The 22,574-nt window shown below is 46.3% G+C and carries 23 protein-coding genes; 21 read left to right on the top strand and 2 right to left on the bottom strand.

Annotation, left to right across the window (positions count from 1 at the left end):
* The first annotated feature begins 11 nt into the window (after positions 1-11).
* The 4 genes from KNO76_RS00580 to KNO76_RS00565 all read left to right on the top strand — a co-directional run bounded on the left by KNO76_RS00580 (position 12) and on the right by KNO76_RS00565 (position 2,742).
* Positions 12-806 carry a menaquinol-cytochrome c reductase cytochrome b/c subunit gene (locus tag KNO76_RS00580; protein WP_214698286.1) on the top strand — a complete coding sequence of 265 codons (795 nt, stop codon included), beginning with the start codon at positions 12-14 and terminating at the stop codon, positions 804-806.
* 80 nt (positions 807-886) lie between these two features.
* A complete protein-coding gene (locus KNO76_RS00575) occupies positions 887-1,504 on the top strand; it encodes a DUF1405 domain-containing protein (protein WP_026826160.1) in 618 nt (205 codons plus the stop codon).
* A gap of 38 nt (positions 1,505-1,542) precedes the next feature.
* Positions 1,543-2,226 (top strand): zinc metallopeptidase, encoded by a 684-nt coding sequence (locus KNO76_RS00570; protein WP_214881433.1) that lies wholly within the window; start codon positions 1,543-1,545, stop codon positions 2,224-2,226.
* A gap of 57 nt (positions 2,227-2,283) precedes the next feature.
* Entirely contained in the window at positions 2,284-2,742 is a 459-nt protein-coding gene (locus KNO76_RS00565) for a GreA/GreB family elongation factor (RefSeq protein WP_214881430.1), read from the top strand.
* A gap of 46 nt (positions 2,743-2,788) precedes the next feature.
* On the opposite strand, the gene KNO76_RS00560 is transcribed toward KNO76_RS00565, so the two are convergent.
* Positions 2,789-3,664 (bottom strand): YitT family protein, encoded by an 876-nt coding sequence (locus KNO76_RS00560; RefSeq protein ID WP_026826157.1) that lies wholly within the window; start codon positions 3,662-3,664, stop codon positions 2,789-2,791.
* A gap of 112 nt (positions 3,665-3,776) precedes the next feature.
* Here KNO76_RS00560 and bshB1 point away from each other — a divergent pair, with 112 nt between their 5' ends.
* The 14 genes from bshB1 (at position 3,777) to nth (ending at position 17,412) form a co-directional block, all read left to right on the top strand.
* A complete protein-coding gene (gene bshB1, locus KNO76_RS00555; RefSeq protein ID WP_214881427.1) occupies positions 3,777-4,460 on the top strand; it encodes a bacillithiol biosynthesis deacetylase BshB1 in 684 nt (227 codons plus the stop codon).
* Positions 4,457-5,578 carry an N-acetyl-alpha-D-glucosaminyl L-malate synthase BshA gene (gene bshA, locus KNO76_RS00550; protein ID WP_214881424.1) on the top strand — a complete coding sequence of 374 codons (1,122 nt, stop codon included), beginning with the start codon at positions 4,457-4,459 and terminating at the stop codon, positions 5,576-5,578. Before bshB1 ends, bshA begins: the two co-directional genes overlap by 4 nt.
* On the top strand, positions 5,575-6,714 hold the full coding sequence (locus KNO76_RS00545; RefSeq protein WP_214881421.1) for a CCA tRNA nucleotidyltransferase: 1,140 nt from the start codon (positions 5,575-5,577) through the stop codon (positions 6,712-6,714). Before bshA ends, KNO76_RS00545 begins: the two co-directional genes overlap by 4 nt.
* A complete protein-coding gene (locus KNO76_RS00540) occupies positions 6,687-7,649 on the top strand; it encodes a biotin--[acetyl-CoA-carboxylase] ligase (RefSeq protein ID WP_026826153.1) in 963 nt (320 codons plus the stop codon). Before KNO76_RS00545 ends, KNO76_RS00540 begins: the two co-directional genes overlap by 28 nt.
* Positions 7,650-7,874: 225 nt before the next feature.
* A complete protein-coding gene (gene panB / locus KNO76_RS00535) occupies positions 7,875-8,708 on the top strand; it encodes a 3-methyl-2-oxobutanoate hydroxymethyltransferase (RefSeq protein WP_026826152.1) in 834 nt (277 codons plus the stop codon).
* Positions 8,708-9,538 (top strand): pantoate--beta-alanine ligase, encoded by an 831-nt coding sequence (gene panC / locus KNO76_RS00530; protein WP_214881418.1) that lies wholly within the window; start codon positions 8,708-8,710, stop codon positions 9,536-9,538. The genes panB and panC overlap by 1 nt, the downstream gene beginning before the upstream one ends.
* A 5-nt stretch (positions 9,539-9,543) precedes the next feature.
* Positions 9,544-9,927, top strand: a complete 384-nt coding sequence (panD, locus tag KNO76_RS00525; protein ID WP_214881414.1) for an aspartate 1-decarboxylase — start codon at positions 9,544-9,546, stop codon at positions 9,925-9,927.
* Between the two features lie 106 nt (positions 9,928-10,033).
* Positions 10,034-12,844 (top strand): ATP-dependent DNA helicase DinG, encoded by a 2,811-nt coding sequence (dinG, locus tag KNO76_RS00520; protein ID WP_214881411.1) that lies wholly within the window; start codon positions 10,034-10,036, stop codon positions 12,842-12,844.
* 64 nt (positions 12,845-12,908) lie between these two features.
* Positions 12,909-13,094: a YpmA family protein gene (locus tag KNO76_RS00515; protein ID WP_015881492.1), complete on the top strand. Its 186-nt coding sequence runs from the start codon at positions 12,909-12,911 to the stop codon at positions 13,092-13,094.
* Positions 13,091-13,576 carry a hypothetical protein gene (locus tag KNO76_RS00510; protein ID WP_214881408.1) on the top strand — a complete coding sequence of 162 codons (486 nt, stop codon included), beginning with the start codon at positions 13,091-13,093 and terminating at the stop codon, positions 13,574-13,576. The genes KNO76_RS00515 and KNO76_RS00510 overlap by 4 nt, the downstream gene beginning before the upstream one ends.
* A 20-nt stretch (positions 13,577-13,596) precedes the next feature.
* Positions 13,597-14,784 (top strand): pyridoxal phosphate-dependent aminotransferase, encoded by a 1,188-nt coding sequence (locus tag KNO76_RS00505; protein ID WP_214881405.1) that lies wholly within the window; start codon positions 13,597-13,599, stop codon positions 14,782-14,784.
* A gap of 20 nt (positions 14,785-14,804) precedes the next feature.
* Positions 14,805-16,106, top strand: a complete 1,302-nt coding sequence (asnS, locus tag KNO76_RS00500; protein ID WP_026826146.1) for an asparagine--tRNA ligase — start codon at positions 14,805-14,807, stop codon at positions 16,104-16,106.
* A 62-nt stretch (positions 16,107-16,168) separates the two neighbouring features.
* Positions 16,169-16,753 (top strand): DnaD domain-containing protein, encoded by a 585-nt coding sequence (locus KNO76_RS00495; protein ID WP_026826145.1) that lies wholly within the window; start codon positions 16,169-16,171, stop codon positions 16,751-16,753.
* Positions 16,753-17,412, top strand: a complete 660-nt coding sequence (gene nth, locus KNO76_RS00490; protein ID WP_214881401.1) for an endonuclease III — start codon at positions 16,753-16,755, stop codon at positions 17,410-17,412. Before KNO76_RS00495 ends, nth begins: the two co-directional genes overlap by 1 nt.
* A 38-nt stretch (positions 17,413-17,450) precedes the next feature.
* Here the strand turns inward: nth and KNO76_RS00485 are convergent, their stop codons facing one another.
* Positions 17,451-18,302 (bottom strand): DUF3800 domain-containing protein, encoded by an 852-nt coding sequence (locus KNO76_RS00485; RefSeq protein WP_034771101.1) that lies wholly within the window; start codon positions 18,300-18,302, stop codon positions 17,451-17,453.
* A 358-nt stretch (positions 18,303-18,660) separates the two neighbouring features.
* Here KNO76_RS00485 and recU point away from each other — a divergent pair, with 358 nt between their 5' ends.
* From recU to KNO76_RS00470, 3 genes are all read left to right on the top strand, one after another.
* Positions 18,661-19,287, top strand: a complete 627-nt coding sequence (recU, locus tag KNO76_RS00480) for a Holliday junction resolvase RecU (RefSeq protein WP_026826142.1) — start codon at positions 18,661-18,663, stop codon at positions 19,285-19,287.
* Between the two features lie 20 nt (positions 19,288-19,307).
* Positions 19,308-21,926, top strand: coding sequence for a transglycosylase domain-containing protein (locus KNO76_RS00475; RefSeq protein WP_214881398.1), 2,619 nt, complete (start codon positions 19,308-19,310; stop codon positions 21,924-21,926).
* An 80-nt stretch (positions 21,927-22,006) separates the two neighbouring features.
* Positions 22,007-22,567, top strand: coding sequence for a hypothetical protein (locus KNO76_RS00470; protein WP_214702195.1), 561 nt, complete (start codon positions 22,007-22,009; stop codon positions 22,565-22,567).
* Positions 22,568-22,574 lie beyond the last annotated feature (7 nt).

Here is a 22,574-nt window from a genome sequence, read left to right as displayed (position 1 = left end):
GGAGAAACGATATGCATCGCGGTAAAGGGATGAAATTTGTAACCGACTCTCGAGTAGGAATCTCGAATCGGAAACAAAACATTGCAAAAGACTATTCAGAATATCCAGGACGCACAGAAGCGTTTTGGCCAAACTTCTTGCTTAAAGAGTGGATGGTAGGGTCGGTCTTCTTGATCGGCTTCATCGCTTTGACAATCGTCGAGGCAGCACCGCTTCAAAATATCGCCGATCCAACGAACACGTCATACATTCCGTTACCGGACTGGTATTTCTTGTTCTTGTATCAGTTGTTAAAATATCAATTCGCTGCTGGAGACTGGATTTTGCTCGGTACGGTCATTATTCCAGGTTTGGCGTTTACGGCACTTCTCATCGCACCTTGGCTTGACCAAGGTCTAGAGCGTCGACCTGCTAAGCGACCAGTCGCCATCAGTTTCATGTTGCTCGGTATTCTCTCGGTCTTTTACTTGACTTGGGAATCTGTTCAAACGACACACTGGGATCAAGTCCACGCTCAAGGTGAACTTCAAGTTCCAGGTGAAGGTCCAGAAATTGATACAGCGGCACCGGGATATGAGATTTATTCGGCTCAATCATGTGTGAACTGTCACGGTCAAAACCTAGAAGGTGGAGCAGCGGCTCCTGGCTTGGTCGGTACGACGTACACGGCTGACGAGATTGCGGATATCGCTGTAAATGGAATTGGGACGATGCCTGCTGGACAGTGGGACGGCTCACCTGAAGATTTACAAGTATTATCTGAATTCATCGCTTCATATGGTGAAGGCGGCGAAAATAACGAGTAAGCCATAAAGTGTAGCCTGAATACCGGGCTACACTTTTTTACTTTAATTACGATAAACTGAAAGAAAAAAGGATTGAGACAATGAACCCGATGTTTTTAAAACCTTTCTTGACGCATCGAATCGTACTAACCATTCTTTTCATGATTAACTTAGGGGGTACGATTTACGGCTATATCTGGTATGAACCGCAACTACGAGACACTCCATATATTTATTGGCCATTCGTCCCGGACAGTCCGACGGCATCTCTCTTCTTTACGATTGTGCTCGGATTATGGATGATGAAAAAAAGCTCCCCGTTATTCGAGACACTTGCGTTTATTACGTTGATTAAATATGGAGTCTGGGCAGTCATAATGAATATTATGTATTTAGGAAAGCTACCGGCGGATGCACCGACCATTACCATCTTGATGGCAGTCATGTTGATGGTTTCGCACGGTGCGATGGCTTTGCAAGCACTCATCTATGCTCCGTTTATGAAATGGACGGTTGCATCGTTTGTCTGTTCTCTAATTTGGGTGATTCATAACGACGTAGTAGATTATGTGCTCGGTCAATGGCCACGTTATCCGTCACTCGCAGAAGAGATTATGTGGATCGGCTACGGCTCGTTCTGGTTGACGGGATTATGTTTTTTTATGGGATATGCGTTCGTCCTGCGTCCATCGCTTGAAAATAAGTTCATAAGAATGTAAAATCAAATTATCAAATACATTCAGAGGTGAAATAGAAAATGTCATTAGGTGGCTATATTTTCTATCTTGCACTGATTATGCTCATTCCATTATGGGCCCAGATGCGAGTGAAAAGTACGTATAAACAGTTTCTACAAAAACCGCTCCAAAGCGGTGTCACAGGTGCACAAGTAGCTGATTTCATCATGAAACAAAACGGTGTTCATAATGTTCGAATCGAGATGGTCGATGGATTGATGAGCGACCACTACGACCCGGTCAATAAAGTTGTACGGTTGTCGCGTGAAGTGTATCAAGGATCGACAATTTCATCGGCTGCAATTGCGGCGCACGAAATCGGTCACGTGATTCAAGATGCAACGGACTATAAGATGATGCGTGTTCGTCATAGTCTTGTTCCTGTCGTCAACATCACATCAAACTTGTCATTCCCATTATTACTTGGTGGTTTCTTGTTCGGCGCACTCGGACTTGCACAACTCGGTGTCATCATGATGCTCGGGGCGGTCATATTCCAACTCATCACGTTACCGGTCGAGTTCGATGCTTCGAAGCGTGCGATGACTCAGTTGACGTCGCACGGAATCGTGACGGCGACGGAAGAGACAGGTGCACGAAAAGTGTTGAATGCTGCCGCATGGACATACGTGGCTGCAACACTCGTTGCGGTTGCCGAACTCATTCGCTTGGCACTCATCGTCTTTATGCCACATGATGAATAGAAGTGAATCCCGTCGAATGACGGGATTTTTATTATTGTCTGAAAGGAATGTTTGATGATGAAACCAAAACTGACGGTAGACGGTCACAATCAACTGCAGACTAGACTTTCGAAGTTGAGAGACGAAAAGACGGATGCACGTGAACGCCTTCGCACTGCCCGTAAGTTTTGCGATTTCCGAGAGGATGTCACATACGCCGAGGCAGTCGATCATTATGAACAGATTGAGACCGATATTTTAGAAATTGAACGGGTACTTGATGATGCGGTCATCATCGAGTCGGAACAATCGAAAATTGTCACGTTCGGTAACAAGGTCGTCATTCGAGAAGTGGGAGAGGATGAGACCGAAAATTATCGGATTGTCGGTGAAGCCGAGGCAAACATAGAAAATGGGACCATTTCAATCACATCGCCACTCGGTCGTGAGTTGATTGGTGCAGAGGCCGGCCAAATTGTTCAAATTAAATCACCAGGTGGTGCACTTCAATTTGAAGTTCTCCAAATCGAGGCATAAAACATCGCTCCGTTCATTAAGTGAACGGAGCGATGTTTGTATGACCTTATTTCAGCGGCATACGGTTCTCGTCGAACGTGAATCCTTCTCCACCGACTTCATAAACATGGTGGAACGTGACGAACGCGTGCGGATCGATTTGTTTAACGATTGTTTTCAATCGATTCACTTCGTTTCGACCGACGACGACGTAGAGGACCTCGAGTTCTCGGTTCGAGTAGCCACCTTTTGCGAGCAATCTTGTCGTTCCACGATTCATCGTCGCATGGATCCCGTCCGCAATGGCGGTCCGATGGTCGCTGATGATCATCGCCGCCTTACCAGCATATGTCCCTTCCTGCATCGAGTCGATGACACGAGCCCCGATATAGACGGCGAGAAGTGTATACATCGCTTCGCGGATATCGAGATAAGTCAAACTGAGGACGATGACAAAGAAGTCAAAGATGAGAAACGTCTTGCCAATTGACCAACCAAAATATCGTTGTACGAGACGAGCGATAATATCCACTCCTCCAGTCGTGCCACCGTTATTGAAGATGATACCAAGCCCGACCCCGATAAAGAGACCAGCGAAGAGACTCGCAAGCACCATGTCGTCTGTCAAGTCGATGACGAGCGTCGAGTATTTAGCGATAAGCGCATACCAAAGTGAAAATGAGAACGTCCCGATGAGCGTATAGATGAAGGTCGTTCGACCTAACAGTTTATAACTCATGAAAAAGAGTGGGATGTTTAGAGCCAAGTTGGTGACAGATGGCGAAATATCGAATAGACCACGAAGGATCAATGTGATTCCGGTGAATCCACCTTCAGCCAAATTATTTTGGACGTTGAAGTGATAAACGCCGAATGCAAAAATAAACGAACCTATTAGTATAAAAATAATATTCCGAACGCGAATCGGTAATTGTACCGTCATCAGGTTCACCTCCCCTTAGATAGAGTACTCGAAAAACAGTTCAGTTGACTAGCCTGAACATATGACATTCAGAAACGAGTCGGCTATACTTTTCAAAGAAGAGGTGATGTAAATGAAAGTAGTAGCCATCGGGGCACATCCAGACGATATTGAAATCGGGATCGCCGGCATGACCGCCCAATGGACGAAAGAGAAGATTGAAGTCGTTTATGTCGATTTGACGAGAGCGGAGTTGTCTTCTAATGGAGATGTCGAAATGAGACAACAAGAAGCGAGGGAAGCAAATTCGGTGTTAGGTGTACGCCGTGTAAATTTAGGGTTCAAAGACCGAGGAATCGACGGAAGTGAGGAACAACTAAAAGCCATCGTTTCTTTGATTCGCAATGAGCGCCCGACTCATTTGCTGTATCCCTATGAGGTTGATCGTCATCCGGATCATGCGGCCTGCGCACACCTCGTGACCGAGGCGCTGTTTAATGCAGGCATCCGCAAATACTTACCTGATCTCGACGCATACCGTCCGGAAAGTGTATATCAGTACATGATTAATGCATACGCAGAGCCGGATGTGTGTGTGGATATTAGTGACATGATTGAAGTGAAAAAACAGGCGTTACAGTGTTATGCGAGTCAATTCACACCCGTGGATGGGGTACAGACACCTTTGACTGACGCGTACGTAGAACGAGTCGTCGCCCGCGAACGACATTTTGGTAGTTTGATCGGTGTGGCATACGCGGAAGGATTAAAACGTGTTCGACCATATGTCGTGAAACAAGCAGGTGATCTTGCATGAAGTATTCAATCGGGATTCTTTGTTATCCGTCAGTCGGTGGTTCGGGGATTTTGGCGACAGAACTCGGGATGAAGCTCGCAGATCGGGGACATGACGTCCATTTCATCACGAGTAGCATGCCGTTTCGTCTGAACGCCTACCATCCGAATATTACGTTCCATCAAGTCGAGATCAACCAATATTCGGTCTTCCGTTATCCACCGTACGACATGACGCTTTCAGCGAAAATCGCAAGTGTCATCCAAACGTTCGGGCTCGATGTCATACATGCCCATTATGCGGTACCGCACGCCGTATGTGCAGCGCTCGGTCGTGAGATGGCAGGGGTGAAGACTCCAATCGTCTCGACGTTACATGGAACGGACATCACGGTGCTTGGTGAGGATGAGGAATTGAAACCTGCCATTTTATACGGATTGCGTCAATCGAACGCGATTACGGCCGTGTCACACAGTTTGAAGCGAGAGACTGAAGAGCGGATTGCGAGTGATTTACCGATTCGAGTCATTCACAACTTTATCGACGAATCGGTCTATACGCCTCAACTCGACCCGACGCTAAGGGAACGATACGGCTTGTCGAAAGAGGACCGGGTCGTCATCCACATCTCGAACTTCCGTCCTGTCAAACGAGTCGACCTGGTTTTGGAAGCATTCGACCAAATAGATGTGCCGAACAAAAAGCTATTGCTTGTAGGTGACGGTCCGCTGATGGGGGCGATGCGTCGATTCGTGGCAGAGATGGGGCTTGAAAACCAGGTCATTTTTGCAGGAAAGCAAGAACAAGTCGCCGCTCTTCTCGCAATAAGTGACGTCCATGTTTTGTTATCAGATAAAGAAGCGTTTGGTCTCGTCGCCCTCGAAGCAATGGCGACAGGCGTGCCGTCAGTCGTAAGTGACGCAGGAGGTCTCCCAGAAGTGATCACAGATGGCGAGGACGGCTTTGTCGTACCGAGAGGAGATGTGACACAGGCCGCAGAGGCGATACAACGTATGTTGACAGATGATTCGCTACGAGAACGCTTCAGCCAGAACGGATTAGAGAAATCCCGACGCTTTGCCTCGCAAGACATCGTGACCGAATATGAGCGTTTGTATGAACAGGTGGTGACATCATGACAGAATGGGAATATGCAAAAAAAATCATCGAAACAATTGAATACCATGGCGGTGAAGCCTATATTGTCGGTGGCGCCGTACGCGATTATGTGCTCGGGAGTTTGCCAGACGATATTGATTTGGCGACCTCACTTTTTCCTGAAGAGGTAATGACGCTGTTCCCGAAAGCAGTCCCGACCGGTATTGAACATGGAACGGTCACCGTCATTCTCAATCATCACCCGTTCGAGGTGACGACATTCCGTTCGGAAGGCTCGTATTCGGATTCGAGACGGCCCGACCATGTCGCGCTAGGGGTGTCGCTAGAAGAAGATTTGTTGCGTCGTGATTTCACGATGAACGCGATGGCATTAAATGATGGGCAAGTCGTTGATTTGTTTGGTGGTCAACATGACCTTGAGGAACGAATCATCCGGACGGTCGGAAGCCCATACGAGCGGTTCGGAGAGGACGCCCTACGCATTATGCGTGCACTCCGGTTTATGTCGCAGCTCGACTTCACGTTACATGAGGAGTTGCGCCACGCAGCGAATAGGCTTGGTCACAGGCTCGAACACATTGCGATGGAGCGCATCGCAATCGAATTTGAAAAACTGTTGACCGGTCCTGCCTACAGACGGGCGTTAGGTGAAATGATTGAGCTCGGTATTCATCACTACTTACCGAACGTTTCGACAGAACTGATGCGATGTGTACAGGAAGACGTGCGAACACCGGTGAATGCGGTCAGTGGATGGGCGCTCTTTATCTATCATGCGAAAGACGAGGATTGGCTTCTGCCGTGGAAACGATCTAACACTATTAAACGAGAGGCACGTACGCTTGCACGATTATGTGAGGTGGGACTTGATACGATGACCGTTTATCTGACGGACGAACACACGCTCTCGACCTATTTCCGAATGAACGGAGAAAGTGACCGTAGCCACGAACTGAAACAGTCGCTTCCGATGAAATCACGCAAAGAGATGATGTTTAACGGACGAGATGCCCTTGAACTCGGGGCGAGAGGGGAAACGATCAAGCATCTGTTGGCCGACCTTGAACAGCGTGTCGTCTTACAAGAGGTGCCGAACCACGAGACTGTATTGAAAGAGGAGGCGAAACGATGGCTTCAACGCGCGGGCGTGTCCTGACATTATTACAAGACGGTGAAGTATGGAGCGGTCAAGAGCTGGCACGTCAGTTAAATATTTCACGTACCGCTATTTGGAAACATATCGAAACCCTTAAACAAGACGGATATGCGATTCATACCATTCCAAGGAAAGGATATCAATTGCTTGAACAGAGTGATCGGTTTGATGAGCCAGCCTTTGTCTCGTTTCGTAAAGGACGTTTCGGTCAAGTCGTCCATGCGTTCGATCAGGTCGATACGACACAACGAATTGCGCATGAACTCGCACAACAACACGTGACGGAAGGAACGCTCGTCATCAGCGAAGAACAGACGTCGGGTCGTGGGCAACTTGGTCGTAACTGGCATAATCCGAAGCATGTTAATATTGCGGCGAGCGTTATCCTGAGACCGGAGTTGCCGATTCGAGATGCGTCGAAATTGACCTTGATGGCAGCAAGTGCGTTCGCAAGGGCGCTCAACAACCGAAATATCGATGTGACAATCAAATGGCCGAATGATTTACTGATGAATGGAAAGAAAATTGGCGGCATTTTGACAGAGATGCAGACGGAAGGCGATCGTATCCAGGCGGTCATCTTAGGTTTTGGGATAAATGTAAACGGTGAAGAAATACCGACAGAGCTAGCGCACCGGGCCAGCTCACTCTATCTAGAGACCGAGACAAAATATCATCGAAGCGAGATACTAGCCGACCTATTAACAGAACTCGAAATCGAGTACGATCAATTCCTCGAGTCAGGATTTGCGCCGATTCGCACAAATTGGATGCGACATGCTGCTTATTTGAATGAAACGGTTACTATACATGCTTCCCGAACAACTCGCACGGGCGTAATGCGAGGTATTTCCGATGAAGGAGCTTTACTTCTTGAAGAAGAAGGAAAGATTGAATCGATTTACTCTGCAGAAATTGCAGTGTGGAATGATTGATGAAAGCGAGACCATCGTCTATACTTAATGTGTCGGACGCTATCGATTCTTGAAGTGTACCGCGCTTGCAGACTGTCACATTCAGTTGTCTGCCTTGATCATTTTGACAGGGACAGAAGGACACTAACTCATGAAAACCATGAATTTGTTTTTCGTGCGCCTTCTTGCCAATCGTGTAAGAAGGCGTTTATTCTTTCCTGTCTCCACGTTTAGGAGGAGAAACACATGCACACGATGACTTCGTTATTAAAAAAGATGAATGAGCAGGAAAAGCTCGTCATGTTGACGGCGTATGACTATCCATCAGCCAAACTTGCCGAGGCGGCTGGGGTAGATTTGATTTTAGTCGGCGACTCACTCGGTATGGTCGTCCTCGGTTACGACTCGACAATCCCCGTGACAACGGAAGATATGCTCCATCATTCGAAAGCAGTGCGCCGTGGAGCACGAAATACGTTCGTCGTTGTGGATATGCCTTTTGCGACATATCATGGAGATTTTGATCGGACGCTTCAAGCAGCTTCTCGCATGTTCCAAGAAGGCCATGCGGATGCCATCAAACTAGAAGGTGCCGGTGAAGTACTTCAAACGATTGAACGTCTCACTCAAGTAGGAATGCCTTGTGTTGCCCATCTAGGATTGACGCCTCAATCGGTTGGGGTGCTAGAAGGATATAAAGTACAAGGAAAGTCTCTCGAGGCTGCTGAAATGCTCCTTCGTGATAGCTTAGATGCTGAACGGGCTGGTGCGAAGATGCTCGTTCTCGAATGTGTCCCTCATCAATTGGCAAAACGAATCGCGGAAGAATTGACGATTCCTGTCATCGGAATCGGTGCGGGAGCGGATGTCGACGGCCAAGTCCTCGTCTACCATGACGTCTTGAAATATGGAGTCGATCGTCTCCCTAAATTCGTTCAAGCGTATGCGGATGTGAGTGAAGTGGCGACTGATGCCATCCGTTCTTATGTCGAAGAGACGAAGAATGGTCACTTCCCGCTTGAACGCCATACGTTCACGATGGATGAGTCACTACTCGACTCGTTGTATGGAGGAAAATGATGAAGATTGTATCGACTGTCGAAGAATTACGTCACGCTTTACCGTTTAATAAAACCATCGGCTTTGTTCCGACGATGGGTTATTTACATGAAGGTCATATGAGTCTCGTCGAAAATGCGCGTCGCGAAAATGACTTTGTTGTCATGAGTATCTTTGTTAACCCGACTCAGTTCGGTCCGAACGAAGACCTCGATCGTTATCCACGAGATTTTAAACGAGATGAAAAGTTGGCTCGAGAAGCAGGTGTCGACCTTCTGTTCTATCCGGTGACGGAAACGATGTATCCAATCGATATGGCACGCGTTTCCATTCGAAAGGGAGCTGACGTAATGTGCGGAGCGAGTCGTCCTGGTCACTTTGATGGTGTATTGACAATCGTTTCTAAATTATTTAATCTTGTTCAACCGACACGTGCGTACTTCGGTCTAAAAGATGCCCAGCAAGTAGCTCTCATTGAAGGCTATGTCCGAGATTACTTTGTGCCGGTCGAGATTCGACGTTGCCCGATTATTCGTGAGGAGACAGGACTTGCCAAGTCTTCTCGAAACGTGTATTTGTCTGACATCGAAAAAGAAGAGGCGAGTCTAATCTTTAAAGCGCTGAGGGCAGCAAGAGAAACGCTTGAGGCAGGTCTTGAGATTGAAGAAGTGAAACGACAACTGACCGTACGATTAAACGAGATTCCGAACAGTCAAATCGATTATGTAGAACTCGTCGATTATCCGACACTCGGTATTGCCTCAAACGACTCAGATGAACTACTACTTGCGGTGGCCGTTCAGTTTGAACGGGCCCGATTGATTGATAATGTGATTTGGAAGAAGGGGTGAATCCAATGATTCGAACATTTATGCACGCTAAGCTTCATAAGGCAACGGTGACAGAAGCAAACTTACACTACGTCGGTTCGATTACAATCGATGAGGATTTGATGGATGCTGTAGGCATCATGGAAAATGAACATGTGCACATCACAAATAACCATAACGGGGCACGCATTGAGACGTATGTCATCAAAGGAGAACGTGGATCTGGTGTGATTTGTTTGAATGGAGCGGCAGCACGCCATTTCCAAGTCGGTGATGTCGTCATTATCATGGCGTACGGTCAAATGACTGCGGAAGAGGCAAATACGCACCGTCCAAAAGTTGCTGTATTGAACAAGCAAAACGAGGTAGATCAACTTCTTTACGAAGAGATTGCCCATACAATTTTGTGAATTATTCGGGGGTGTCGACAGAGGCACCCCCGTTTTTTCGTCGTTCATTCTATGGTAAGATGAGACAGATAGAAAGCACGAGCGTGCCTAAGATGGGATGGATGTTATGGACACGTATGTGATTGTGGATATAGAGACGACGGGACATTCCGTTAAGTCCGGTGATGAATTGATTGAGTTTGCAGCGGTCGTCGTACGAGATGGTGAAGTGATTGAGCGCTACAGCACCTTGATTCGACCGAGTCGACCAATCCCACCTTTTATTACGCAATTAACAACGATTAGTGATGATGACGTAAGTGATGCACCGACATTCGAAGATGTGATTCCCGACATTTGGAAGATGTTAGATGGTCGGGTATTTGTCGCGCATAACGTCGCTTTTGATTTAACTTTTTTAAACGAGAGTCTTGAACAAGCTGGGTATCTTCCATTTCAAGGACGAGCGATTGATACGGTAGAATTGGCTCGTATTCTTTATCCGACATTGGAGAGCCATGCGCTAGAAGCATTATCCGATACATTTAACCTCATACATACAGACGCGCATCGGGCACTTAGTGATGCCGACGCGACAGCCGAGCTTTTCATCCGGATGCTCGACCGATTACGCGATTTACCTATGGTGACATTGAAGAAACTTCGCGTCTTGTCTGAATCGTGGACAAGCCACATCGAACCGTTATTTGATGAATTGATTTTAGAGGTTGGGATTCGACCGGACGACGAGTCACGCTTTGATATTCATCGAAAAATTGCGCTACATCGACCGACAGACGAATTTGTTCCGGCTGAAGATCGCGAACCGTTTGAACCGTTCCTTCTTCGCACGATTGAAGAGACGCTCCCGTCACTTTTTGAGCAGTTCGAGCCGAGACAAAGTCAATTTGAAATGATGCGACACGTCTATAAAGCGTTAGATGACGAGGAGACGTTATTGGTTGAAGCCGGAACCGGGACCGGGAAGACGTTGGCGTATTTGATTCCGAGTGCCCATCATGCACTCGAGACGAAAAGACCAGTTGTTATTAGTACGCATACGATACAATTGCAAGAACAATTACTAAATCGAGATTTACCGGTACTTCGCCAAATTTTTCCTGAGATTGAATTTACACTTTTAAAAGGAAGACGAAACTATATCGATTTACGTAAGTTTGAGATGATACTAGATGAATCAAATGACGGACTCTTGGTAGCGATGTGTAAAGCGATGGTCCTCGTATGGCTGACGGAAACGGAGACTGGAGATTTAGAAGAGCTCTCCTTTCCAGGATCTGCGACGCAAGGTCCCGCCTCGTTCAAACGTTTGATTCAAGCCGATGCTTCGAGTGAATTCGGTCGATTTGACCCATGGTATAGTCGTGACTTTTTCACAAAAGCTGTGCTTCGCTCAAAAGAAGCAGACTTGATTGTAACGAATCATGCTTTGTTGTTCTCCGACTTACAACATCAGGCAGGTATTTTGCCAACCGATACACCACTCGTCCTAGACGAGGCGCATCAAGTCGAAGAAGTAGCTTCGCATCACTTTGGTGTAACGTTTGACGCTATCCAATTTGATCGGTTATTCAAGTGGTTCGGATATGGCGCGGATGGGAAATTCCATTCTCGCATCATTCAGCTGGCGGACTTGACATCCGTCACCGAAGAGGCGGAAGCGTTTAGCCAACAGATTGATTCATCACTCGCCAAGGTCGAAGAAGAACTTGAAGACATCCTGACGGCGCTTCAATCGTTAGGGAAGAAAAAAGAACCACGACAAACGGTTCGTTTTGAACGGGAAAGCTCATCGTTCAGCCCGATTCGTGAGGTGGCGAATCGATTAGAGGACAAGCTTCGGACGCTCAGAACGTCACTTAGGCATTTGCATCGACTCCTTGATGAACGTAAAGAGCACATGACGTTTAAACAACGCGCGCTCTTAGGTGATTTAAAAACACTAATCGGGGATGTTCGAGAACTTGAGAGTGTCATCTTTGAAACAATGTTGACACGAGACGATGATGCAGTCAGTTGGGTCGAGTTGAATTTAGGTAACCGAAAGTTGACCTCGGTATATACGCAACCGGTTGAAATTGGACCGTTGTTACATGAACGGCTGTTTAAGAAGAGACCGACGATTTTAACATCGGCGACGATGACGGTCTCTGGTAAGTTTAGTTTTATGGAGCGACGGCTCGGGTTAGAAGGTGAGCCAATCCGCAGAGTCGTATTACCTTCACCGTTTAACTTTAAAGAACAAGCCAAGTTGTTTATCCCATCAGACTTCCCGTTGATTAACGATGTACCGCTTGCACAGTTTGTCGACCAGACGGCGCAATCGATTGTTCAAATTGCGAACGTGACAAAAGGACGAATGCTTGTCCTCTTCACATCGAATGAGTTGTTACGTTTGACTTACGAACAAGTAAAAGATCACCTCGATCCGTCTTATACGCTCCTCGCACAGGGTGTCAGCGGAGGCTCTCGTAGCCGATTGACGAAACAGTTCAAGCGGATGGAACAATCCATTCTCTTTGGGACAGCAAGTTTTTGGGAAGGTGTCGACATTCCGGGAGAGGCGTTGACGTGCCTGGTCATTGTTCGACTACCATTCGCCCCACCGGATCAGCCTATCATGCAAGCCCGTTCAGAAAAAATTGAGTCGATAGGGAAATCGCCATTCTTTGAACTATCACTCCCTCAAGCCGTCATTCGATTTAAACAAGGTATCGGTCGATTGATTCGATCAAAAGGGGACTACGGGGCGATTTTTGTATTTGATCGTCGTGTGGAGACGACCCGTTATGGCAAACAGTTTATCAATAGTTTGCCAAAAGTTGATCGAATCGAAGGAACGTTAGATACCTCTCTGTCTGAGTTGGAATTGTTCTTAGATGAGAAAGAAAAGTCTGTAACACGAAATGATAGATAACGCTAGGCATCATGATATTATCGCTTTATAATGATACGTATAGTGTTTTGGAGGAGGAATCAATATGAATTCGAATATCGAGACGCTTGCGAGCGTACGCATCGAACCGACGGCGGACGTCTATAAGATTGTCGATTTATTGAATCGTACTTTAAAAAGTCAAGATTTGATGTTCGGACTTTCACTTGAGAAGAAAGTGAATGATCCAAAGAAAGAAGAGATGGTCTTCACCATCTATCGTACAGAATGACAAGAAAAACAAAATGGATCGTCTCGTTACTGACGGCACTGATTGGTGTCGTCCTTGTCTTTAGTTTGATGTATCGCTTCACGATTGGATATACAGAAAACCAAAAGGAACAACTTGTCGAGGAAGCGACGAATCGTCTCACTGAAGAGGCACCTAACCTGAAAGTGGAACAGGGAGAACTGTTCAATGGAACGGATGCGTATGTTGTTTTTTCAGAAGAAAACGGGAATTCTATTTGGTTTGTTCCACTTGATGACAAACTAGAGATTGAGCAACGTGAATTCGGTGAAGTGAAGGCGAAAGACGTCTGCGCACGTTCTATCGAGGAAACTGGCGGACAACTTGTCAGCTGTAAATATGGGTTCGACGAGCGAGCACTCATCGAAGTGGTTACAAAAGCAGATGCATCTTATACGTACTCATACTATACGCTACAGTCCGGAGAGTTTATTCGACGTGTTCAACTGAATGATCAAATGTGACGAATTAGAGGGGGATTATGATGGATCATCTATTAGCAAAACGAGTGAAACAACTTACGCCATCGACAACGTTAGCAATCACAGCTAAAGCAAAGGCGCTCAAGGCTTCGGGCAAAGATGTCATTGGTCTTGGGGCGGGTGAGCCGGATTTCAATACTCCGGAACGAATCATTGATGCTGCTTGTCAAGCGGCTCGAGATGGGGATACAAAATACACGCCATCTGGCGGGACGGTCGCGTTGAAAGATGCCATCATCGAAAAGACGAAACGCGATAGTGGATTGTCGTTCGAACGCAACGAGGTGATGGTCGCTTCTGGTGCGAAACATGCCCTTTATGCTTTGTTCCAAGCCATTCTAGATGAAGGGGACGAAGTGATTGTCCCGACACCGTATTGGGTCAGTTACCCAGAACAAATCAAATTGGCGGACGGAAAGCCTGTCCTAGTCGATACGAATGAAGAGACGTCATTTAAATTGACGCCAAATCAACTCGAGAATGCGATTACAGCTCGCACGAAGGCCGTTATCTTAAACAGTCCTTCGAATCCAACGGGAATGATTTATACGAAAGAAGAGCTACAGGCACTCGCCGATGTCGTTCTTCGACACAACCTTCTCGTTGTGAGCGATGAGATTTATGAAAAATTGATTTACGGTGATGCGGAATTTGTATCGATTGCCACACTCCCAAATATGCGCGAACGTACCATCATCATCAATGGTGTATCGAAGTCTCATGCGATGACGGGATGGCGGATTGGTTACGCTGTTGGTGATGCTAAAATTATTGGTGCGATGACGAATTTGGCTTCACATTCGACGTCGAACCCGACGTCTCTCGCCCAAGCGGCTGCAGTGGAAGCTTATAACGGCCCACAGGATGATGTGGAAATGATGCGTCAATCGTTTGAAGAACGACTTGAAATCGTCTATGATCGTCTCGTCAAAATCCCTGGAATCACATGTTTGAAACCGCAAGGCGCATTTTACTTATATGCCAATGCAAAAGTTGCCGCGACAGAGAGCGGATACGATACAGTAGATGATTGGTGTGAGGCTGTTCTCGAAGAGGCGAACGTGGCACTCGTGCCAGGTTCTGGTTTTGGACAAGACGATTACGTACGATTATCATATGCTACTGAATTAAAACGCGTTTTAGAAGCGCTCGATCGAGTAGAAGACTTCGTTACGAAGCGCGCTCGATAAGCGAAAGGATGGAAATGAACATGACAACAATTTCGATTAACCAATTTAAAGACTATGAAGGCCAAACGGTCCGTGTAGGGGCCTGGATTGCTAACAAACGATCAAGCGGGAAGATTGCGTTCCTCCAACTACGTGATGGGAGCGGATTTGCTCAAGCAGTCGTCGTGAAAGCTGATGTTGCTGAAGAATTGTTCACCCTCGCTAAAGGCGTGACACAAGAGACTTCTGTATGGGTAACAGGTAACGTCAAATCGGATGGTGGACGTACACCACTCGGATTTGAGTTAGAAGTGTCAGATTTAGAAGTGATTGCGGAGTCAGTGGATTACCCAATCACACCAAAAGAGCACGGAACGGAATTCTTGATGGACAATCGTCATTTATGGCTCCGTTCACGTCGCCAACACGCGATCATGAAAGTTCGTAACGAAATCATTCGTGCGACATATGAATTCTTCAACAAAGAAGGATTCGTCAAAATCGATCCGCCAATCCTTACGAGCAGTGCACCGGAAGGCACGACAGAGTTGTTCGAGACAGACTACTTCGGTCAATCAGCCTACCTCTCGCAGACGGGTCAATTGTATATGGAAGCCGCTGCAATGGCGCTCGGTAAAGTATTCTCATTCGGTCCGACGTTCCGTGCGGAAAAATCAAAAACACGTCGTCACTTGATCGAGTTCTGGATGATTGAGCCAGAGATGGCATTCTTCGATCACGACATGAGCCTCGAGATTCAAGAACAATACGTCTCATACATTGCGCAATCAGCGCTTACGAACTGTAAGAACGAGCTTGAACTTCTCGGACGTGACCTTGAAAAATTGGCGCAAGTGAAGGCACCATTCCCACGTGTCCGTTATGAGGATGCAATAACATTCTTAAAATCAGAAGGGTTCGATGATATCGAATTCGGCGACGATTTTGGTGCACCACATGAGACGGCGATTGCCAACGCACACGATCAACCAGTATTCATCACGCACTGGCCAAAAGAAATCAAACCGTTTTACATGAAAGTGGACCCGGAAAACCCAGAACTCGTTCTGTGTGCAGATTTGATTGCACCAGAAGGATATGGAGAAATCATCGGGGGATCTCAACGTGAGGACGACTACGATCGTCTAAAAGAAGAGATCATCAAAGAAGGTCTTGACGAAACAGATGCTTACGATTGGTACCTCGAACTCCGTCAATACGGTTCGGTCCCTCATTCTGGTTTCGGACTCGGACTCGAGCGTACGGTCGCTTGGATTAGTGGAATCGAGCACATCCGTGAAGCGATCCCGTTCCCACGTCTATTAAACCGAATCCACCCTTAACGATTAATCGGGGAAGACGTCATGTCCTCCCCGATTGATGTGTCTTAGAAAGGAAGTGCGACATGGATGCACATCAATTGATTCAATTATTCGAGCAAAGTCCGGTCGTCATTCCGCGAAAACTGTTTACCGATGCAAGACGACTCGATTTGTCACCGATTGAGTTCAGTCTTATCGTTCATCTACTCGAAATGACTGGTGAAGGCATCGTCATGCCTCTTCCGAGCGAGTTAGGGAAACGGTTGAATGTGTCGGAAAATGAGGCCCGGTCAGTGCTACTTGGGCTGTTGCAAAAAGAATTGATTGCAATCGATGCATCAAGTAATAGCGAGCGATATAGTTTGCTACCACTTTTCGAGGCATTGCAAGCTGAAGAGAAGATTACGCCGCAACAGACATTGAATGAAAACATCATTCATACATTCGAACGGGAATTCGGGACGATCACCCCGTTTGAGATTGAACAAATCGTCGGATGGATGACGGAGGATGGTTTCAGTGAAGAACTCATCATGGCGGCACTCCGTGAAGCGAAATTACGGAATGTGCGAAATTTCAAATACATGGACAAAATCTTACGTGTTTGGCAGGATCACCAAGTCGAATCGCTCGAGGATGTCGTGGAATATCAACGGAGGAATAAGTGATGTTGACGAGAGTTCAGCTGCAAGAAATAGCGGACACGATGAAGCAAATGTTCCCGGATGCACATTGCGAATTGACGCATCAAAATCCATTCGAATTAGTAGTCGCTGTCGCGCTATCTGCGCAAGCGACAGATGCCCTAGTCAACAAGGTGACACCAGGTTTGTTTGAAGCGTTTCCGACTGTTGAAGCGATGGCTACAGCAGAAGTTTCGGAGATTGAGACGTTGATTAAACGCATTGGACTGTATCGGAATAAAGCGAAGAATGTGAAGGCGCTCTCTGAGAAAATCGTGAACGAGCATGACGGGATTGTGCCGTCAGCCCGGACGTCACTCGAGGCACTTCCAGGTGTCGGCCGCAAAACGGCTAACGTCGTCTTGTCAGTCGCCTTCCATGAACCGGCATTTGCGGTAGATACACATGTAGAGCGTGTCTCGAAACGTCTCGGTATCTGTCGTTGGAAAGATAACGTCCGTCAAGTTGAAGAGACATTGATGAAAAAGTTCCCGCGCGATGAGTGGTCGCAACTTCATCATCAATTTATTTTCTTTGGACGCTACCATTGTAAAGCGCAGCGACCGGCTTGTGAGACATGTCCGCTGCTTCATATGTGCCGGGAAGGTAAGAAACGGATGAAATCGACGAAAGTCACCACATAAAAATGCATCGACACGTTCTGTGTCGATGCATTTTCGATTTAATGATTCCAAGGGTGGTCGCTCCATTCACGACGCTTTTTCGTGATGGGTACTTTCTTGAAGCCCCAGTTGCGGAAGTCTTGGTCCGGACTTTCTTTACGAATGTAAATTTTGTCCTTAATCGCTTTGAAAATTCGGTTCTCGTCCCCATAATGGACGAACCGTGGTTTTACCTCAATCACACCTCGACGAACACGTGACAACGGGAGACAGACGAGGTCTGCAATCTCTAGACCGGATTGATACATTGTGTTCTGCTTCTCAGAGAAGATGAATCCTTTAATCTTTTGACGACTTTTTTCGACATCGAGATGGACCGTACCCGAGTTGAAAATATCGAAAAATGCTTTTTGAATCAATAAGTTCTGGTAATCATCTCTAGATTCGAGGACGACACGAGCACTGACTGCTTCTGTTTCTTCTAAAAAAGCATAAAATGATTTCATGAGATGAGCAAAGGCGACTACATATGGATCTTTTGGCGTCGAGTAAAAATCATGTAATTTCTGCTTATCGACCTCGACGCTAACGATTGTACAATCGATGCCACGTAAAAAATCAGGTAGTTTATCCCAAAAATCACGCAACATGTCGATTGTGATGCCGTCTTCTTTTCCATAAGGATGTTCAGCCTTTAAAATTTCTTTTAGATGTAGCGGGATCTGTTCGGTTTTAAAAACATCTCGCTTAAACGCTTGAAGGCGTCGCTTTAATACACAAGGTAATCCAGTCTCATCCGCATCGATTGAATATTTGTACTCCATCAGAACACCAGTCAAATTGAACTGTGTGTTGCCTTTCGGTGTACCTGTCTCATCGACGAACATGACATACTTCTTTCCACTTTCCATCCAATCCCTCCAAAACGGCTTAACGTCTACGTTTTTTAAGCTACCTATTTTATTTCCAAATGGTGATACGGTCAATCAATTGCACAGAAATTGCACACTTTTTTTCAGAATGACATCAATTAGGTTTATCGATGTACAATCTTGGCTAAACAGAAGAGGTGCTATTATCATAGAGAAACAATCGGGTCTTACGTGACGAGAGCTTTTCAATTTGGATACACAATCGCTTACATACTAGTTTAACATACGGGAGTTTGGTACGATATGTGTTGCGGTAAATCCACACAAGTGTCGACCGACAGAAGTCGACAATCAGACCTGAGACGGAAGGAACGAGTGGACCGACCTGTTAATATGTATGTATGGGGTGACGACATTGTTCCATTATCCAAACGGTAAGAAAGCAAAAGTGACAAAGGAACCAAAGGGGGAAGGAATTTCGAGAGAAGTATCGAATTCTCCAACCTATGCGAATCGCGGAATGAATTTAGAGACGTTGTTAAATGAAACGAATGAATTCTATCGGATTCATCAACGAGCTGTCATTCATAAGAAACCGACACCGTTACAAATTGTCAAAGTCGACTATCCGAAGCGCAGTGCCGCTAAAGTGACGGAAGCCTATTTCAAGCAGGCATCCACGACCGACTATAACGGAGTGTATCGCGGTAAGTACATTGACTTTGAAGCGAAAGAAACGAATAATAAGACGTCGTTTCCGCTCGGAAATTTTCATGAACATCAGATTGAACATATGCGCGAGTGTGAACGTCACGGAGGGATTTGTTTTGTCATCATCCGCTTTAGTCGCTATAATACGCAATATGTATTGACCACGGAACAACTTGTTCAGTGGTGGGAACAACGACTGACGGGACGAAAATCGATTCCGCTCAGTTTTATTGAACAGGACGCGATTGAAGTTCCGACGAGAGCCTTACCGTCGATTGATTATTTGACGGTGCTCGATCAATGGCTCGATTGAATAGAAGGAGTGAACCATGAATGGAGCGAAGTAGGGTCGCACGTCGACAAGATTCGACGACGAATAAACGTAAAAAAACTGGTAAACAACCAAAGACTAAAGGTAAGAAACCGATGTGGAAACGCATCTTTTTATTAGGTTTCATGCTATTTATTGCAGCAGTCATTGCATTTGGAGCATATACCGTATATGCGATTGCGACGGCACCAGAGCTTGACGAAGAAAAACTCGTTGATACGTATCCAATTCAGCTGATTTCGGCTGAAGGTGAACCGCTCGAAGGTGCCGGTCAAATTCGGGAGTACGTCTCCATCGACGACATTTCACAAGTGATGCAACAAGCGGTCGTCTCAATTGAAGATCGTCGCTTTTATGAACATAACGGAATCGATTTGCGTCGAATCGGTGGTGCAGTTGTGGCCAACTTGACTGACGGTTTCGGTGCAGAGGGTGGATCTACCATCACGCAGCAGTTGGTGAAACAGTCGTTTCTTTCAACAGACAAGAAGTTGAAGCGTAAGCTTCAAGAGCAGTGGCTTGCGCTCAAACTTGAACGTGAGTATACGAAAGAACAGATTTTAGAAATGTATTTGAACAAAAACTACTATGGTAGTGGTGGATACGGTGTTCAAACCGCATCGAAACGCTACTTCAACAAGCCAGTCTCTGAGGTCAATTATCAGGAGGCTGCCATCCTCGCAGGTCTTCCACAACGTCCGAGCGCCTATGACCCAATCAATGGTGACCAGGAGTTGACACGTTATCGGCAGGAACAGGTCTTGTCTGCGATGAAACGAGACGGTCATATTTCTGAAGAACAGTATAACGAAGCACTTGATGTCGCGATTGCTGACGTCATCTCACCGGGTGAAGAGACGGAAGAGGAAGCGTTCACGCGTGCGATATACTCACGTGTGCTTCAAGAGTTAGAAGATGATTATGGGCTTGACCAGTCAGATATTTATGGCACAGGTCTGAAAGTGTATACGTCAATCAATAAAGAGTTGCATACAAAAATCAATAGCGACATTAAATCGAACAACGTCAATTTACAAACAAATGGTTTCCCTGAGGACTTGAGAATGGGTGCGACCGTACTCAATACGAAAACAGGTGAGATTGTCGCCATCGTCGATAGCCAGCAAGCGAAACAAGGTGATACGACGTATCGTGACTACTCAAATGAAAAATATCAAATTGGATCGACGGCGAAACCGTTCTTCGACTATGGTCCAGGAATTGAAAACGGACAATGGTCGACGGGGAAAATATTGCTTGACGCCGAGTTAGAAGGTACGTACAGTCCAAACAACTATTACACTGGTTTCCGTGGTCCAAATACGATGCGTCAATATTTGAAAATTTCTGCGAATACGCCAGCTGTTCGTGCATTCCAAGAAGTACGTGATGAATACGGACAAGATGCAATCGAATCGTTCGTGAAAAACGTTGGTATTGAGCCTTCTTATTCCGGAGATCAACTAAATGAGTCTAACGCACTTGGTACTGCCGAAGCGAGCACGACACAGATGGCTGCTGCTTACGCAACACTTGGCGCAAACGGTATGTATACGAAACCTCATTTGATTCAAAAGATTGAATTCAATGACGGTTCAAGTATCAACTCTCCAATCAAAGCGAAGCAAGCGATGGAAGACTATACAGCATACATGTTGACGGATATGCTCCGTGACGTCGTCAGTGCTGAAGGTGGAACATATGTCCCAGGTGCATTTCCTTGGGACGTAGCCGGTAAAACTGGAACAACGAACGAGCCTAACTCGACAAACCCGAAAGATAAATGGTTTACTGGTTACTCCACAGATTACTCGATTTCTGTGTGGACAGGAAAAACGAAAGAGTCGACAGTCGCTTCTTTTGATCCAGACTACGCTCAATACTATTTCGAGTATATGATGCAACAAGTGACGAATGCGACGGGACAACCAGACCGTTTCCAGCGTCCGGACTCCGTTTTATCACTTGGCAATGAGCTCTATGTAAAAGGGACGAAACCGAAAGACCTTCAACCAGAGAAATTGGATGCTCCTACGGGCGCAATCGTCAACTATGATATAGATTCACAATCTGGTTCAGTCTCATGGTCATATGATTTCGACGCTGTGAAAGCGGACGGATATAATGACATCACGTTCACAGTGACGCAGAAATCTGCTGACGGCACTGAAAAAGTCGTGGGTACGACAGGTGAGACGAGTGTGGATATTACAAACTTGCCTGAAGGTGAGACGACGTTCACGATTGTGGCGAACGCCGCGAACCCGTTGACGGGTGAACAGCAATCCGGACCAGCGCAAGCGACCTACTCGATTGAACCGAAAGAAGAACCAAAAGAGGAGGAAGAAAATCCTTCTGAAGACGAGAGCAATGAAGATAACCCGTCAGACGAGAACAACGGCAACGGGAATGAAGATAACAACGGCAATGGTAACGGAAACAACGAAGACACCACTGACGGACAAAATCCTGACGAACCAGCGACGGATGATGACACTGATGAAGGAACCGACGAGCCGACTGATGGAGAGGATTCAGGAGCTCCGTTAGAAGGTCAATCGAATGAAGAATCGCCTGACACGAATCGTGAGGACGGCAATTCTGACAACACTGATAACTAAGGAGGACAGGGCGACATTGTGCGCCCTGTTTTTCGTGCGACTTTGTTATAATGAAAAGAAAGGGAACAGGATGGTGACACATGGTTCAACTCTCTTTAAAACGCAAGATGAAAGTGTTATTTGTCATTGATCGACTGCAAGACGACGATTTTGGAGTGCCTCTTGGTGGACATCTCGGACTGAAGCTTTCACATTTGCTGTTAAAAGAGTCGATTCCATTCGGACGTCTCATCCAAGACCGATCGGTTGCTAAGGCGACTGGACATTCTTATGTAAAAAGAATCGGTGTCGAAACGATGTTTACGGGCGAGGAATCATATTATCCTGACTTACTTCGTGGCAATCGCCAAACGTTGTCGACAGACGAAGATTACTATAAAACGGTGCAACGCTATGCGAAACATCTTTTAGCGGTTCATTCGAAATGTACGAAACTACATACCATTGTCTTATTTGGGCGGTCAACGCAACGTCTGTTTCAAGACGCGCTGACCCGTCTTGAAGAAGAAAATGAGCATGTTGCCGCTACGTTTCAAAGCATGACTTTGTTTCACATGCCCGCTGTATCGAGAATGATACGAGATGAACGGATTAATCATATCCGAGAAGTCGTAGTAGAACTTGCACCTTCAAACTCTTAACTAAAGA

Source organism: Exiguobacterium sp. s101, assembly GCF_018617835.1.
Taxonomy (GTDB): domain Bacteria; phylum Bacillota; class Bacilli; order Exiguobacteriales; family Exiguobacteriaceae; genus Exiguobacterium; species Exiguobacterium marinum.
Note: the sequence above shows the minus strand (reverse complement) of the source record. Positions and strands in the feature narration are given on the sequence as shown.